Below are 15,366 nucleotides of genomic sequence, written 5' to 3'. Positions count from 1 at the left end.
GCTTTATAATGGCGTCGCAACACGAACCATTTATTATCCGAGGAGGCCGCCATCGACATTCTTCGAACAGCCGCCGACATGCAGGCCCATTCAGACCGCATGCGCAGGCAGGGCAAAACCATCGCCTTTGTTCCCACCATGGGCTTTCTTCATGAGGGACATCTGTCCCTGCTTGAAACCGGCAAGGCCCACGGGGACCATCTGGTGCTCAGCATTTTTGTCAACCCCACCCAGTTTGCCGCGGGCGAGGATTTTGCGTCCTATCCAAAAAGCTTTGAGAAAGACGCCCAGGCCGCGGAAAACCAGGGCGTGGACGTTCTTTTCGCGCCGGAAGCAACCGGTCTTTACGAGCCGGGGTATGAGACCTATGTGTCGCTGGAGTCCCTTCCCAACCACCTGTGCGGTATATTCCGGCCCGCCCATTTTCGGGGGGTGGCCACGGTCGTGGCCAAGCTGTTTAATATCGTCAAACCCCATGTGGCCATCTTCGGGGAAAAGGATTTTCAGCAGCTGGCCGTGATCCGGCGCATGGCCCGGGACATGAACTTTGACATAAAGATTATGGGCGCTCCTATTGTGCGGGAACCCGACGGCCTTGCCATGAGTTCCCGCAACACCTATCTTAAACCGGAACAGCGGCCGGCGGCCCTTTCCCTTTATAAGTCCCTGGTTCTGGCCCGGCAGATGGTTGCCGCCGGTGAAACAGGGGCGGCCGCCATCATCGAAGCGGCCCGGAACCTGATAGCAGGTTTTTCCGACACCGCCATTGATTATGTGGCCATCTGTGATCCGGACACCCTGGACGACATGGACAGTCTCGACCGGCCGGCCCTCATGGCCCTGGCCGTGCGCGTGGGCACCTGCCGGCTGATTGATAACATGATGCTGGTCCGGCCCTGACCGGAACGGGCCGCCAGGAAGAGAGACAAAGGCCCTACTCGTCGAACACCGTTGCCTGGGGATAATCCCGGCCGATGAGGTTTTTAAACAGGTTGAGCCGGTTGAGCTGGTTGGTGCCCTCGTAAATCTGCAAGAGCTTGGCGTCGCGCAGGATTTTTTCAGCCCGCCGGTCGTGCCGCAGCCCGGCCTGGCCCATCATCTCCAGGGCCAGGTGGCAGTTCCGTATGCCTGCGTCCGAGGCGGCAAACTTGGAAAGCGAGGCCATGCCCGAGCAGCGCTCAAGCTCCTCGTCGGTCTGGCCGTCGGCCATCACCTTTCGCAGCAGCCAGGTCGCCCCTGGTGTTTCCAGAAGCGGGGATATGATTTTTTCGACAATAAAGGCCGGCACGTATTTTAAGTAGTAAAACATGATTTTCTGCTGCATCAGCCGGTAAAAGCCGTACCGTCCGTTGGCGTGGTTGGCCTCCACGTAGGTCAGCCGGGACACCACCACGTTTTTATACATTTCGGCCAGCATGCACTGGGCCCACTCGTGGTTGATCAGCAGGCTACCGTTGACCTCGGTTTCAGCGGCAAAGGCCAGGGCCGTTTCAAAGGCCCCCCGGGCGCCACCCGTGGCAAAGGCCCCCACACCGGCCCGGGTGGCGGACACCACGAAATCAATGACTTGCATGGTGGCGGCCCTTCGGTCCCGCCTCGGCCGTGGGCCGGCCAGGTCCCAGCCGAAGCAGACCCGGTCATCGGGAATAAAGCAGTCCTTGAAAACCAGTTCGCTGGCCGGGCACCCTTTCTGCCCCAGCTTGTGTTCCATGCGGCCAAAGGAAAACCCCTTGTCTCCGGTTTTGACGGCCAGCATCACCGTGTTTTCAGACGGCTTTTCCAGGTCGGTGTAGGTGATGAGCATGTGCCAGGTGGAGATATGGCCGTTGGAAATAAATATCTTGGTGCCGTTGACCATGTATCCGCCCTCCACCCGCCGGGCCAGGCAGGAGAGGTTGGCCCGGTCCACCAGGTCCACCTCCTCCACGTCGGTGCCCGCCCCGGGCTCGGTGATGGCCAGGGAGATCAGGCAGGGAACCCCGTTTTTTTCACCGGCGGCCACGTCCCGGCAGAGCCGGTTGATCATGGCCGCGTTCCAGGCGGCGCAGAGCGTGGCCACCCCCAGGTAGTGCACGCCGATGAGGTTGGCCATGGCCAGGCAGGCCGAGCCGATCTCCTCCACAAAGACCGACATGCTGGGCATGTTGTATCCCCTGCCGCCAAAGATGCGGGGAATCCACATCGTGTAAAATCCCCATTCATTGGCCTTAGAGACAAATTCGTAGGGAATAAAGTTCGGGTCGGCGTGCATCTTCAGGTCCAGCTCCGCGGTATAGGGCCGGACCACTTCGTCGTTGAACTTTCGGGCCAGGGCCACCACCTCCCGCGTTTCCCGGACCAGGCCGGCCGGAATTTTGGGCGCCGCGCTCAGGCCGATAAGCATGTCGTCAAAGGCAGGTCTCTGGCCGAGCCGAAAAACTTTTTCCCCGCGTGATATCATGAAGCCTCCCGTTGCAGGAACGGCATGCCGCAAAAAAGGCCGGCTATGCCTGTTGCGCGTCAAACGTGTCGTCCGTGATGCCCTCTTTTTCCAGCACGCCCTTGATGATCCGGTGGGAGCTGGTCTTGGGAAATTCATCCATAAACCGGATATACCGGGGAACGGCAAACCGGGCCAGCCTGTCGGAAAGAAAGGCGATCAGGTCTTCAGGGGTCAGGGTTTTGGTTGCCACCAGGCGGACAGCGGCCAGAATGTCGTCTTCGGCCAGGTCCGAGGGCACGGCATAGACCGCCGCTTCCTCAACGGCCGGATGGTCCATGATCACCTGCTCCACTTCATAGGCGGAGACGTTTTCCCCTCCCTTTCGCATGGATTCGGTGTTGCGGCCCACAAAATAAAGAAACCCGTTGATGTCCTGTTTTACCAGGTCCCCGGTATGCAGCCACCCGTCACCGGATTTTTTCCGGCTGGCTGCCGGGTTTTTGTAATACTCCACCCGGCCGGATGTCTTTTTTGCCTCAAAGAGCAGTTCACCCGGCACACCGACAGGCACGTCCCGGCCCCTGTCGTCCACCAGCCGGTAGTTTACCACCCGGGGAATCCGGCCCAGGGAGCCGGCCGGTGCCGTGCCGAAGTTGAAGATGCCTTTGCCGCCGCCGTCAATGGCGCCGTAGGCCTCGTAAAGCTTGACCCCGAACCGTTTTTCAAACGGCCCCCACATCTCCGGCGGACACCCGGAGGAGGTGACAAACCGGACATGATTGTCGGCATCATCGGGCTTTTCCGGCTGTTTCATGAGAATGGGAATGATCGAGCCGATGGTGTTGAATACCGTGGCCCGGTGCCGGCGCACATCCTCCCAGAAGCGGCTGGCGGAAAATTTTCTTGCCAGGGCCATGGTGGCCCGAACCCCCATGGTCATGGTGGTGGTGGCCAGCAGCGCGTTGCCGTGGCAAAGGGCATAGGGCGTATAGTAGGTGTCGCTCGGCCTGAGCATCAGGTGAGCCGCCAGGCACATCAGCCGGACCGAGGTTTTGTTGTAGCGATACACAACCCCCTTGGGCGGACCGGTGGTGCCGGAGGTGTACATGATCATGCAGATGTCTTCCGGCCGATAACCGGTGCCCGGGTGTTGGGGCGAAAAATCGGCATAGGCCCGGCTCAGCCGGTCCATGGTTTCGGGAACGGCCATTCCCCGGGCCTCGGCTTCGATGTCGTTGACAATGATTTTTTTGCGCTGTTCAAAACGGTCCGCAACCGACCGGACCGCGTCTGCCAGTTCGGCGTCGGCCACCAGCAGGTCGATGTCACTGTGGTTGATGATGTAGGCAAGGCCGTCACCCTTGAGCTCCGGGTTGATGGGCACCACGTACATGCCGATCTTCTGGGCGCCGAAAAAAATATCCAGAAACCGGGGGGAATTGCGCATCAGAATGCCCACGCCGGACCCCTGGCCACCGCCCAAAGCAAGAAGAAACCGGGCCATCCGGTTGGCCTGTTCATCGACCTGGCGGTAGGTGTACGACTCGTTTTGATACACCAGAAAGGGTTTGTCCGGCACCCGGCGGGCGTTTTCCTCCAGCAGGTCAGTCCAGGAGATGTCAGACGGGGTTTTGGATAAAAAGCCGTTTACCGTCGAAAACAGCCGGCCGCGAAGGGCCTCGTTTAAAAAAAACCGGGAACCGCCCAAAATCACGTTGCCGGTCATACGGAGACGGTTGGCCCGCATGCCCCACTTTTCCCGGGAACCGTACCGGGGAGAAAGCATGTCCGGGTCCGGCGCGGGCCACGTGTCCGCCGGCGCGGGGTCTGTCGAAAGGTAGCACTTGGGATAGACCAGGTCGCTGGTCTGGGAGAGTCGCTGATAAAAGTATCCGGGATTAAACCACCGTTCGATGGTGATGGCCCCCTCCGGACAGGCGGCCAGGCAGCAGCCGCAGGCAATGCAGTTGGTAACATCGGGCGCCACCGTGGCCAGCCACGGCATGCCTTCCTTCCATTTCATGGGCCCCCGGTCGCTTTTGATGGACCGGGCCGGGCAGATAAAAGAGCAGATGCCGCACCGCCTGCAGGTTTCTTCATTAAAGGCAAGAATGCCGGTGGTCATTTCCGCGGCATCAAAATAGTCGGGAATTTTTGTCCAGGGTTTTACGCCGGGTTGTGTCGTCATGTCACTCCCCCTGTTCTTCAATTCTGGGCGGCATATTCATGCCGTCGACAAACCACCGCACCACCTGCTTTTCCCTGGGAACATGGCCGTCGGCCTGGACTTTGGGCCACCCCACGGCAATGCAGTCGTTAAGCCGGTAGGGGTACGTCACGCCGAAGAATTTTTTCCATTTGGGAAGATACATCAGCAGCTTGATCAGACCGATCCAGCAGGTGCCGGCACCCATGCTGTGGGCCGCCAGCACCATGTTCTGGCCGCAGATGCCGATATCCGTGGGCGGGCAGGAGACCCCCCGCCGGTCCTCCAGCAGCAGGATCAGGGTGGGGGCATGGTGAAATACCGGGCATTCGCCGTTGGCAATGGAACGCATCAGGCCCATGGGCACCGGGTGCAGCTCGTTATGGTTGGCGCGAATGATCAGTTTGACCCAGGGTTTTAAAAGCAGGTGCCGCAACGGTGTGCGGTTGTAGTCGAGAAACCACATCAGCAGTTTCGTGATTCGGACGGCGTCCTTTTCCATTGCAGCGAGGATGTCGGCGTTTTTGACAACGATGAATTTCCATGGCTGGGCGTTGCCGGCGGACGGGGCAAAGCGGCCGGCCTCCAGGATGCGGCGGATCATGAAGTCCGGCAGGGGCTCTTTTTTAAAGGCCCGAATGCTGCGCCGTTTGAAAATTACCTCCTCCACCGGGGTCCACCGGCTCAGGTCCGGCCTGTCCGGCGTTTTCTTTTCAGACATGGTGACGGTTCCTTAATAAACAGAATAAGGAGGGCTGCTCCCTCCTTATTATGAGGATGCTCGGCCTGGTTTTACGCCGGGGATGGTTGGAGAAGCTGACCATGAAACCCGGAAAAGCCTGGAATCAGGGGCAGGGGACATGAAGCAAAAGGCCTCATGCCCCCTGTATGCTAAGGCTGATTGGATTCAGGCACGGCCGGAGAGGGTGTGTACTCAACCGGGGCGGCATCCGCGGCGGGCGGTTCAGGCACCGGCATGCCGACAGCCGTGTCCCGCTGACGGTTCCACTCCACCCAGTCGTTTCGGTCCGCCTCGTAGGAAAAGCGGAAGGGCGGGGTGGCGGTGCCGTCGGGCCGAATGACGATCTGCTGCATGGCTTTCAGGGTGTAAACCCACTGTTCCATGGAAACCGGATGGGGGCCTGCCACCGGGGTGGGGCCGGCCACGGGCCGGGGCGCGGAAAGCGCGGCGGGCGCGCCCGCCGCCTGCGGGGCCGAAGCCTCTTCGCCGGTGGCCCCCTTGACCTCCACGGTGCCGTCATACACCTTGACAACGGCCGAGTCGTCGCTGTTCACGTTGACGCGGTAGGCCGTGCCCCGCACACCAGCGGTGGTGGTTTTCATGGAGACATCAAACCGGCTGCTGCCGGAGACCCACTTGGAAACCGAGGCCCAGATTTTGCCGAACACAACGTTTACGTTGATGTCCCGCCGGTTGTCCCGGGAGTCCACGGCCATGGCCTTGAGTTCAAACACGCTGTTGCTGTCAAACCGCACGAAACTGCCGTCCGGCAGCCGGAGTTCAATCCTGGATTGATCGCCGACTCGAATCCGGTCTCCCTGGTTCAGCGCCTCTCCCTGGGAAAGGGAGCGCAGCGTCTTCTGCTGGCCGTCCACCAGGGCCGCGCTGCCGTCAAGGACGGAGATGACAGCCGGGCCGTCGCTGATGCCCACGCCCACGGGTCCGGCCTGGACCGGCAGGACAAGCAGGCCGGCCACAAAGGCGGCCAGCACCATACCGTAAAGAATTTTCATTCGTTTCATTGCATGCTTCCTGACCCGAAAGGGTCCTATTTGTTAAGCTGCACCTTCATCTGCCGAATGCTCAGCAGGGCGTCCGCGCCCGAGACCATCCCCTGGGGACGGAATTCGCCGGTGGCGGTGTCAACGGTCTCCATGATATTCCGGGTGACGCACACCATGGCCGCGTTGAAAAAGGCAAGATCGCTGCGCAGGTCGGGAAAAGGGGACTCGGTGCCGATAAACCGGGTGGCCAGCGAGTTGTCTCCGGTGATCTTGATCAGGATATCTTCGATCATCATGGCGAACTCGGCCCGGGTGATATACTTGTCCGGTTCAAACGTGTGATCCGGACCCGGCTGCAGGCCCTTGATCTGAAGGCGTACCACCGCTTCAATATCCTGGCGCAGCACATGGTTGTCAATGTCGGTGACAGCCGGCGCCTTGACATACTCGCCGGTTTTAAAAGCGGCGCCCGGGGCCTTGAAGGCGGTGTCAAAGGTTTTGGGTGTATTTTTTTCAAACAGCTCGTCCACCTTCAGCTCTTCGATAAAAAGCGCGGCCACGTCGGCCCGGGTGATGGCCTCCAGCAGGGCGATCTTCTTGCCCACCGAGGTGCCGGGCATGGCCCGTTCGATGCGCTGCATCACCGCATACTCCCGGTCCGCGGCTTCCACAAAGTCTTTGTCCAGGTCCAGCACCGCCTTGAACATGCCGGCGGCATCTGAAAAACGATAGGCGTTGCGATAGGCCATGCCCATGTAAAAATAGGGGGCCGGGTCCCGGGGCGCCAGCTTGTGGGCCCGCTCAAAATGGTTGCCGGCCTTGTTGAGCCAGTTCTCTTCCACTGCCGGGCCGCCCATGGTGTACAGGCGGATGTAACCCACACTGGTTTCGGCGTGCTGGGCGTCGGTTTTGGCAAAGCGGGCCGCCTGTTTCATGGCGTCAAATGCCTTGTCAAAGATTCCCTGTTTGCCGTGGACCAGCCCCAGGCCCACATAGGCCGGCGCGTATTTGGGGTCCAGCTGGGTCGCCCGGGTAAAGGCGGTAAAGGCTTCATCCAGCTTGTCGGCCTTCAGAAACTTGTTGCCGTTGGTCACATGGTGTTCCGGTGTGTCCATCTGGGCTTCCGGCGCAACTGCCTTGGGGCCGCAGGCAAACAAAAATACCAGGCCGAAAAGCGCCATAAAGTAAAGAAAGGTTTTTGACCGCATGGGGTTTTCCTCCAGTTTTTATTAAACGTCCGGGTAATGCGCCATACAGCGCGGGTGGTCTTAATCCACAACAATCATGACCCGGCACTTTTCAAGAAACGACAGGTTTTCCGCCGCGCTTTTCAGCATCTCGGCATCGGCGCTGCTGATCACGATGTCGCACTGTCCCGGTCCCTCCGTTTTTACACCCTTGACCACCAGGGGATTGTCGGTCACCCGCTGGTTGGCCGTGGCCGATTCAAGCTGCTTGGCATATCCGCTCATGCCCTGGGACACGGCATACTCCCGGCTGACATAGGCCGAGCCATAGACTTCCCGGCCCTCTGAATCCAGGATTTTGGGTGCCATGGCCGGTTTTGCGCCCAAGCCCTTGGCGTCCACCACCAGGCCGGTGTAAACAGCCGGAGCAGGGGTTTCCGGCGCGGGGGCGGGGGCCTCCTGGGGGGGCATCATCTCCGGCGCGGCCGGCGGCATGGGCTCCTGGCTGCCCACTTCCGGCGGCAGAACAACCCGGGCCAGGTCGCCGTTTAAACTCATCTGCAGGGTCACCTCAACGGTGCCGTCTGACATGTATTCGGTGTTTGTCACCTGGGCGCCCTTGACCAGGCCATCCACCTTGGTCATGATGATATCGTTTTCCGTGACATAGTTTTTTACCAGCGTGGTGCTGTTGACCCGCACGCCCTGGGTGATTTCCAGCAGGTTGCGGTAGGCGTCCAGCTGGGCCGCCCGCATGGCCATGGGCCGGGCCTGGGGCTTGCCGTAAAAACTTTCCGGCGGAGCGCCGATGCCTTTGGCCTGAATAATGCCGGTAGACCAGTTCACCGATCCGTTGGGCATGGACTCGACCAGTGCATCACCCCACTGACAGAAACCCCAGACGGGCGCCAGCAGAAACATCGCGGCCACCATACCGATAAGATACGCTCTTTTTTTCATTACAGCCTCCTGTTTTAGAAACAACGATGGGTTTTGTGTTGGTTGATTGTTATTAAGAATAAAAGCCCCTGTGGTTATAAAGATTCAGGTTGTCTGACCATCGACGGCGGCAAAGCCGTCGCCTTTGCTTGAGGGCGCCGGTTCGACATGTGTTTATCGCCGCTTACTATACTATTTTTTTTGCTTTCTGTCATTTGTTTTTCCCCGCCGGGCCGGTCACGGGTAAAACCGGATGAAGTTACAGTTAAAACAAAACGTTAACGATCAAGGGAGGCGATGGTGATGTTCCGGTAATAGTGCTTCAGTATGGTTTTATAGTCATGTCCCTCCAAGGCCATGGTTCTGGCCCCCCACTGGCTCATGCCCACGCCGTGTCCGTATCCGGCGCCGCGAAACAGGACCCCCTGGTCGCTTCTGGCCGCTTCAAAGCACATGCTCTTGAGCCGGGTGCTGCCGATGGCCAGCCGGAACATGTTGCCCGGCATATGCCATACCCCTGCGTCCGACACCACCGAAACATCCTGAATCCGTCCGGACCGGCTTTTGCCGTTGAATACAAAGCCCCTGACGCCGCCCACGTGCACCCCGTACCGGGCCAGCTGCGCCTGGGCCTCGTCATAGGGCAGAAAAAATTCCCATTGGCTCCCGGGCACCTCACGGCTGTAGCGGTCCGGCCGGTCCGCCAAATAGGGAAGGGCCGCGCCCCAGACGTTTTCCGGGCATTCAGTGTACCCCCCGCTGTTGGCATGAAAATAGGCCACGATCAGGTTGCCGTTGTAGGTCAGGACCTGGCCTTGAGTGGCGTCCACGGCGCGATTGGCCGCCGGCATCTCCGCGTCATATCCGCCGTAGACCTGTGAGGCCGTGGTGGCCCGGACATCAAAGGACCGGTCCGCGCTTTTCTGTTTTACATAAAGGGCATAGGTGCGGGAAGCCACGGCCTGGGCCATGAGAGCCTGTTCCGGCCAGGAGGCCGGCATCTCCCGGGGCACCACGCCGTAAAGATAGGGCTCAATGTCCACGTGGTTGATCGCTGAAACGGTTCCGCCATCGGCCGACACCACCACGGCGCCCCGGTACCGGGTGCCGTTTACGGCAATGGGCTGAGGGGATGTTATGCGGCACCGGGTCGTGGCAGTGGATTTTCCATTGATTGTCAGCCGGCCCTGTTTGGCACCAATGGTGGTCGCCTGTGACCGGAGCATCGATGTTTTTCCGGAGGCCGTGTCCGTGAGGGTCAGCCGCGTGCCTGATGCCAGGTGCACGGTATCGGCCGATTCTGCAACCAGCACGCGGACAGTGGTGTCTTTCCGGACCGCTGCAAGGCTCTCCCTGTTCATGCGAAGCGCCTGGGTGGCCGCAAGGTTTGCGGCGCTTTCAGCCCAGACCCCGGCGGTGTATCGCCGGCCGGTGTGGGGATAGCGTTCCTGATAAGCGGTAAACGCCTGGTATGCCTTTGCATACCGCTCTGTTTCGTAAAGCACCATGCCCTTTCGGTAGAGGGCTTCTTCGGCCGCCGCAGAGCCGGGCCAGTTGGTCAGAATGTAGTCGAAGTAGAGCAGGGCCTTGTCGTGCTGATCCAGGTACTGGGCATGGGCATATCCCACCAGCAGAAGGGCCCGGGCTTTTTCCCCGGCGTCCGGGGTGGTGTCGGCCACGGTCTGGTAAAGGCCGATGGCTTCCAGGTACCGGCCCGCCGCCACCTGGGTTTCGGCCTGGGCAAACAGGAAGTCGCTTTCCGCCGGAAGGCCGCCGTTGGCCGCGTGGAGCAGAACCGGCCACATCAGCAGCAGGCCGACGATAAACGAAATGAAAGACAACCGATTGCGCATGAAGGCTTAACCGTGATTCTTACTTGGTCATCATGGAAAAGGCCCCGTTCCAGTCATCGGGGGGCGGATTTTCGGCATAGGCCTCGCACCGGCGGATCATGGTCAGGCTGGGGCCGTCATCCGGGGTGACGGCCAGGGCTTCCTTGAACCAGGCGACGGCCTGGTCCCATTGTCTCTGACGGTATGCCGCCAGTCCCTTGGCATAGACCTCGGTGGTTTTTACCCCGGTTTCGTCCACCTCGCCCCGGCGGCCGAGGACCTCGTAAATGGCCACCGGCGTCTTTTTGCCCACCACGGTGACGGCATCCAGCTCCCGGGCGAACAGGGCGTCGGCCGCGGCCTCGTAGGTCGGCTGGCCGACCATGGTATAAGTGCCGTATATTTTGTTGACCCCTTCCAGCCGGGCGGCGGTGTTCACGGTGTCGCCCATCATGGTGTAGTCCATGCGGTTTCTGGAACCCATGTTACCCACGACGGCCGGTCCGGAATAAAGACCGATGCGCACCTTGAGTTCGGGTTTGCCCTGCTCCCGCCATTTGGCGCGAAGCTCGACCATCCGTTTCTGAATATCAATACAGGCCAGGCAGGCCGCTTCGGGATGGTTGGGAAGCTCGTTGGGGGCGCCGAAAAAGGCGATGACCGCGTCTCCCTCGAACTTGTCCACGGCCCCTTTGTGATGAAGGATGATGTCGGTGACCTCGGTTAAAAAATCATTGAGCAGCTCCACCAGCTCTTCAGGGGCGAGCTTTTCGGAAATGCTGGTAAATCCCTGGACATCGGAGAAAAAAGCGGTTATCTCCCGGCGCTCGCCGCCCAGTACCAGCTTCTGGGGCGAGGAGATCAGCTGGTTGACCACCTCCGGTGCCAGGTACTTGGAAAAGGCCTCCCGGATAAATTTTTTCTGCCCCTCTTCAGACAGGTATTTGTAAGAGGTCACAAACAGGTAGATCGCCAGAAACACGCACAGGGGATAGACCATGTTAAGAATCCACCCCATGTGGGTGAAGAAAAACTGGCACAGCCAGAGGTACCCGCCGAACATGGCGGCCATGGCGAGGCCGCCGGGCAGGGCGCTGGTTTTCAGCAGCACATAAGCCAGCAGCATACCGCCGCCGATGATGACCAGAAGGTCAAACAGCGCGGCCCAGGCCGGGTGAAACAGAAAATCTTCAGACAGGATGGCGTCGATGACGTTGAGGTGGACCTCGGGCCCGGGAAACACCTTGGCCACCGGCGTCACGCATTCGTCGTGAATGCCGATGGCCGTGGCTCCCACCAGAACGATCTTGTCCCGGATCAGGCTTTCATCCACCGTGTCGTTGAGAATGTCGGTGACCGAAATATGGGGAAAGGTCTTTTCCGGTCCCCGGTAGTTGATCAGCAGATCACCCCGTTCATCCACGGGTATGGACAGGTCCCCCAGCATCAGGGAGGCCACGCCATAGTCCTCCTCCACGGTAATGGAGAGGGGGGCGTCCAGGTAGGCGCCGGCCGCCTTCAGGGAGAGAGGGGCGTAAAGGGTGTTGTTGAACTGCATCACCATGGTCATGCGGCGCACCACGCCGTCCGGATCGGCCAACTTGTTGAAATATCCGGCATAGGAGGTGGCCTCTGAAATCGCCTGAATGTTGGACTGGGGGGCCGCCACCCGATAGAGCCACGCCTCCCTGGCCCGGTCCGAACTGAACCGTTCAATGGTGTAACGGCCGCCAGCGATTTGCCGGGTGTGTGTTTCAATCTCCGCTTCGGTGATATGCAGGGCGTCTTCGGGGTTCATCTGAAAAAAGAACCCCAGCACCACCGTTGCCCTGGAGCGCTGAATGGCTTCCACCAGAATCCGGTCGTTGTCCGACCGGTTTTTCAGTGTGGCCAGGTAGTCGTCGAATCGCTTGTTCCGCAGGGCGTTGTCCTTTGACGCCGCCTGAATGCGCCCGATGGTCTGGATAACCTCGGAGCTTTCCGGTTCGAAAAACCCCACATCAAAGGCGATGACCCGTGCCCCTTTTTCGGAAAGCTTGTCCACCAGGGCCGCTATCTTGGTGCGGGGCCACACCCACCGGCCCTCCTGTTTCAGGCTTTTTTCATCAATGGCCGCCAGCACCACCCTGTCGCCGGGCGGGATATCCCCCCGGAGCTTGAACCGCATGTCAATGGTTTTCAGCTCAATGATATCCAGGAAGCTGATGCCGGACATGAAGACAAGCGCGCCTGCCACCACGATACAGAAAGAGAGCAGCAGGGGCTTGCGTGAAAAGACCGTTTTTATTGCGCGACCGCTTTTTTTCAAAAGGTCCATGGTGATGTTCTATCCGTATGGGGTGCCTGGTTCCACCGTCGCTGCCGCGTCCCACGGCTGCCCGCGGCTTTGCGTGCGGCCGACGGTTTCGAGTTGCTTAAGCAGTGGTTATAGTGTAAAAAAGCAAACAAGTCAATGTGCTTGCCGTCCGGTACGGTGGCAGGCGACCGGTGCGTTCCACCCCCGTTAAAACGGTGACATGTCATGAACAGCCCGACAGGATACATCGGCCGAAAAACCCTGGCCTATGTTGATCATCTGCAAAACATGGCCGCGTTTGCCATAGACCTGTGCGCCGTCCTGCTTGCCTCCCCCCTCAAGGGCCGGGCCGTGGTCCGGTGGGGCGTGGTGGAGCAGATCTACTTCACCGCGGTGCAGGCCCTTTTTCTGATCATTCCCCTCTCATTGCTTACCGGCAGCATGATGCTGATTCAGTTTGCCAAATTTTCCGGCCAGGTTGACCTGGGCAAACTGATGATCATCCTGGTGATCCGGGAAATCGGCCCGGTGGTCACCGCCATGCTGGTGGTGCTCCGCTCCGCCACCGCCGTTACCATTGAGATCGGCTACATGAATGTGTTCAACGAGATCGATTCTCTGGAAATGACCGGCATCGACCCCCTGCGGCTGCTGGCCATTCCACGGTTTGTCGGTATCACATCGGCCATCGTCTGCCTGTTTATCGTGTTCGACCTGGTCGCCATTCTTGGCGGCTACGGCGTGGTACGGTTGACCACCTCGATTCCCGTGGGCAACTTTTTGTCGGATATCGGCAGCGCCATCACCGGTGCCGATATCATTGTGGGCCTGGTCAAGGCCCTGTGCTTCGGCGTCGTGATTTCCGTGGTGACCCTGTATCATGGGTTTGAGGCCCAGAAACGGATCACCGTGATTCCCAAGATCACCTCCACCGCGGCTATTGAGTGCTTTTTTTACTGTATTGTCACCAACATTTTTATTTCCGGGCTGTTCTATTTTTAATGCCGGCCCATGGCATGGCGCCCGCGCCAGAAAAGTGCAAGCATGTCACTGATTGAACTGTCCAACTACACGGTGGCCCGAAACGAGCTGCGCCTGAAAAACATTTCGCTGGCAATCTCGCCCGGCCAGTGCTGGCTGGTGGCGTCGGATCTCCGGGAAAGCGCGGGCCTGCTTTTTGCCGCCCTGGCCACGCTTGTCAAGCCGGAGACAGGGACTTTTCGCTTCAAGAACGCGCTTCTGGATTTTTCCACCTACCGGCAACTGCTGTCCTGTAAAAGAGAAATCGGTTACGTTTCCCCGGCCAACGTGTTGCTGAGCAACCGGACCATCCTGGAAAACCTTCTGCTTTCAGATTTTTATGACAAGAACACGCTGTCGGTGACCCTGGACAAGAAAACCGATGAGATGTGCCTGCTGTTTCACATTCGCAACCGGCTGGGCCAGAAGGTGACCGAGGCGGACCGCTGGGACCTGCGGCTGGCCATGGCCGTCCGGGAACTGGCCAAGGACCCCGCCGTCCTGCTGGTGGAGTGGCCGGAGGAGGTGGTGCCGCCGGACCGGCAGTGGATGTTTGTCAACCTGCTGCAACAAGCCCTTGTGTCCGGCACCCCTCTGGTGATATTTTCAAGGGACCGGTCTTTCTGCGCAAACTTTTCGGCGTCCGGAAAGATCGTCATAAAGGGAGAAAGGGTAACCGTCTCGTAAGCACATGGAACTTATATACAGCAGAAGAGAAAAGATCGTCGGCCTGTTTGTGATCAGCATCATCGTGCTGCTCTTTTCAACCGTGGTGCTCATCGGGCGCGGCAAGAACTGGTTCAAGTCCTATGTGACTTATTACACGGTGTTTGAAGAGAGCTACAACCTTCAGGAAAACGCGGACGTCAAGTTTCAGAAAGCCTCCATCGGCAAGGTCTCCCGGATCGATCTTACCGAGGACAAGGTCCGGGTGACACTGAAGATCCTGGAGGATTACCAGAGCCGCATCACCCGAGATACGACGGTAACAGTCAAAAGCCCCACCTTTATCGGCGACGAGTACGTGGCGGTGATTCCGGGAAACTCCAGGGCCCCGGCCATGGACGAGGGGGAGGAGATTCAGTCGATTCCCAAAAAATCGATCGAGGACCTGCTGGTGGAGTTTCAGGTGGAACAGACCGCCAAAAAGCTCTCGACCGCCGTGAAGAACATTTCGGACATCACCGAGGCGCTGAGGGACCCCGAGGGGCCTCTGTTTACCGTCTTTGAAGAGCTGGAGGCGATCCTGTCGAACCTGGCCGAGGCCACGGCCAAAACCCCCATGGCCATGGACCATGTCAACACCAACCTGGTGACCATCAACAAAATCGGCAACGAACTTTACTTCAACCTGACCGACCTGCGGAACATGCTGGCCGATGTGGCGGCCAGCATGCAACGGGTCAAGACGGCGCTGGCCAACGTGGAGGAGGCCAGCTACGATATTCCCGCCATTACTCACTCCACCAGCCTGGGTATTGATGAAATCCGTGGCGCCGTTGAAAGCACGGACCGTATCATCCAGTCGTTGAAAGAGAACTTTCTGATAAAGGGCAACCTGCCGCCCTCGCCGGAAGGGGAAAACATCGACGCCGGACCCCGGCAGTAAACCGGGTCCGTGTAGCGGGACGCTTTCTTGCCGGCACAGCGGCAAGTTTACATATCACGGCAACAACGGGGGAACAGCCGCCGGCCGCTTTCCCTGCACACGGCGGGAG

12 protein-coding genes are annotated in these 15,366 nt (G+C 59.4%); 4 read left to right on the top strand and 8 right to left on the bottom strand.

The genetic code is table 11. The features are described from left to right. Positions 1–51: 51 nt before the first annotated feature. Positions 52–900, top strand: a complete 849-nt coding sequence (gene panC / locus DOLE_RS00215; RefSeq protein WP_041280261.1) for a pantoate--beta-alanine ligase — start codon at positions 52–54, stop codon at positions 898–900. A 34-nt stretch (positions 901–934) separates the two neighbouring features. Here panC and DOLE_RS00210 read toward each other — a convergent pair whose 3' ends face one another. The 8 genes from DOLE_RS00210 to DOLE_RS00175 form a co-directional block, all read right to left on the bottom strand. Further along, a complete protein-coding gene (locus DOLE_RS00210) occupies positions 935–2,440 on the bottom strand; it encodes an acyl-CoA dehydrogenase family protein (RefSeq protein WP_012173470.1) in 1,506 nt (501 codons plus the stop codon). A 43-nt stretch (positions 2,441–2,483) separates the two neighbouring features. Then, positions 2,484–4,610 (bottom strand): AMP-binding protein, encoded by a 2,127-nt coding sequence (locus tag DOLE_RS00205; protein WP_012173469.1) that lies wholly within the window; start codon positions 4,608–4,610, stop codon positions 2,484–2,486. 1 nt (position 4,611) lies between these two features. Then, complete coding sequence (locus tag DOLE_RS00200) at positions 4,612–5,349, bottom strand: nitroreductase family protein (RefSeq protein WP_012173468.1); 738 nt, start codon at positions 5,347–5,349, stop codon at positions 4,612–4,614. A 170-nt stretch (positions 5,350–5,519) separates the two neighbouring features. After that, positions 5,520–6,392: a FecR family protein gene (locus DOLE_RS00195; protein WP_012173467.1), complete on the bottom strand. Its 873-nt coding sequence runs from the start codon at positions 6,390–6,392 to the stop codon at positions 5,520–5,522. Positions 6,393–6,418: 26 nt separating this feature from the next. Further along, positions 6,419–7,582: a tetratricopeptide repeat protein gene (locus DOLE_RS00190; protein ID WP_012173466.1), complete on the bottom strand. Its 1,164-nt coding sequence runs from the start codon at positions 7,580–7,582 to the stop codon at positions 6,419–6,421. 60 nt (positions 7,583–7,642) lie between these two features. After that, on the bottom strand, positions 7,643–8,521 hold the full coding sequence (locus DOLE_RS00185; RefSeq protein WP_012173465.1) for an LPP20 family lipoprotein: 879 nt from the start codon (positions 8,519–8,521) through the stop codon (positions 7,643–7,645). A 257-nt stretch (positions 8,522–8,778) separates the two neighbouring features. Beyond that, on the bottom strand, positions 8,779–10,353 hold the full coding sequence (locus DOLE_RS16875; protein WP_052294222.1) for a SpoIID/LytB domain-containing protein: 1,575 nt from the start codon (positions 10,351–10,353) through the stop codon (positions 8,779–8,781). 19 nt (positions 10,354–10,372) lie between these two features. Then, positions 10,373–12,649, bottom strand: coding sequence for a CHASE2 domain-containing protein (locus tag DOLE_RS00175; protein WP_012173463.1), 2,277 nt, complete (start codon positions 12,647–12,649; stop codon positions 10,373–10,375). A gap of 204 nt (positions 12,650–12,853) precedes the next feature. On the opposite strand from DOLE_RS00175, the gene DOLE_RS00170 reads away from it, so the two are divergent. Genes DOLE_RS00170 through DOLE_RS00160 form a run of 3 tightly spaced genes read left to right on the top strand, consistent with a single transcriptional unit; the run spans position 12,854 to position 15,257 of the window. Then, complete coding sequence (locus DOLE_RS00170) at positions 12,854–13,630, top strand: ABC transporter permease (RefSeq protein ID WP_012173462.1); 777 nt, start codon at positions 12,854–12,856, stop codon at positions 13,628–13,630. 42 nt (positions 13,631–13,672) lie between these two features. After that, positions 13,673–14,335, top strand: a complete 663-nt coding sequence (locus tag DOLE_RS00165) for a P-loop NTPase family protein (RefSeq protein WP_041280260.1) — start codon at positions 13,673–13,675, stop codon at positions 14,333–14,335. Positions 14,336–14,339: 4 nt separating this feature from the next. Further along, positions 14,340–15,257: an MlaD family protein gene (locus DOLE_RS00160; protein ID WP_012173460.1), complete on the top strand. Its 918-nt coding sequence runs from the start codon at positions 14,340–14,342 to the stop codon at positions 15,255–15,257. Positions 15,258–15,366 lie beyond the last annotated feature (109 nt).

The organism is Desulfosudis oleivorans Hxd3 (assembly GCF_000018405.1).
Classification (GTDB): Bacteria; Desulfobacterota; Desulfobacteria; order Desulfobacterales; family Desulfosudaceae; genus Desulfosudis; species Desulfosudis oleivorans.
The sequence above is the reverse complement of the archived record's forward strand: the minus strand, read 5'-3'. Positions and strand labels throughout refer to the sequence as shown.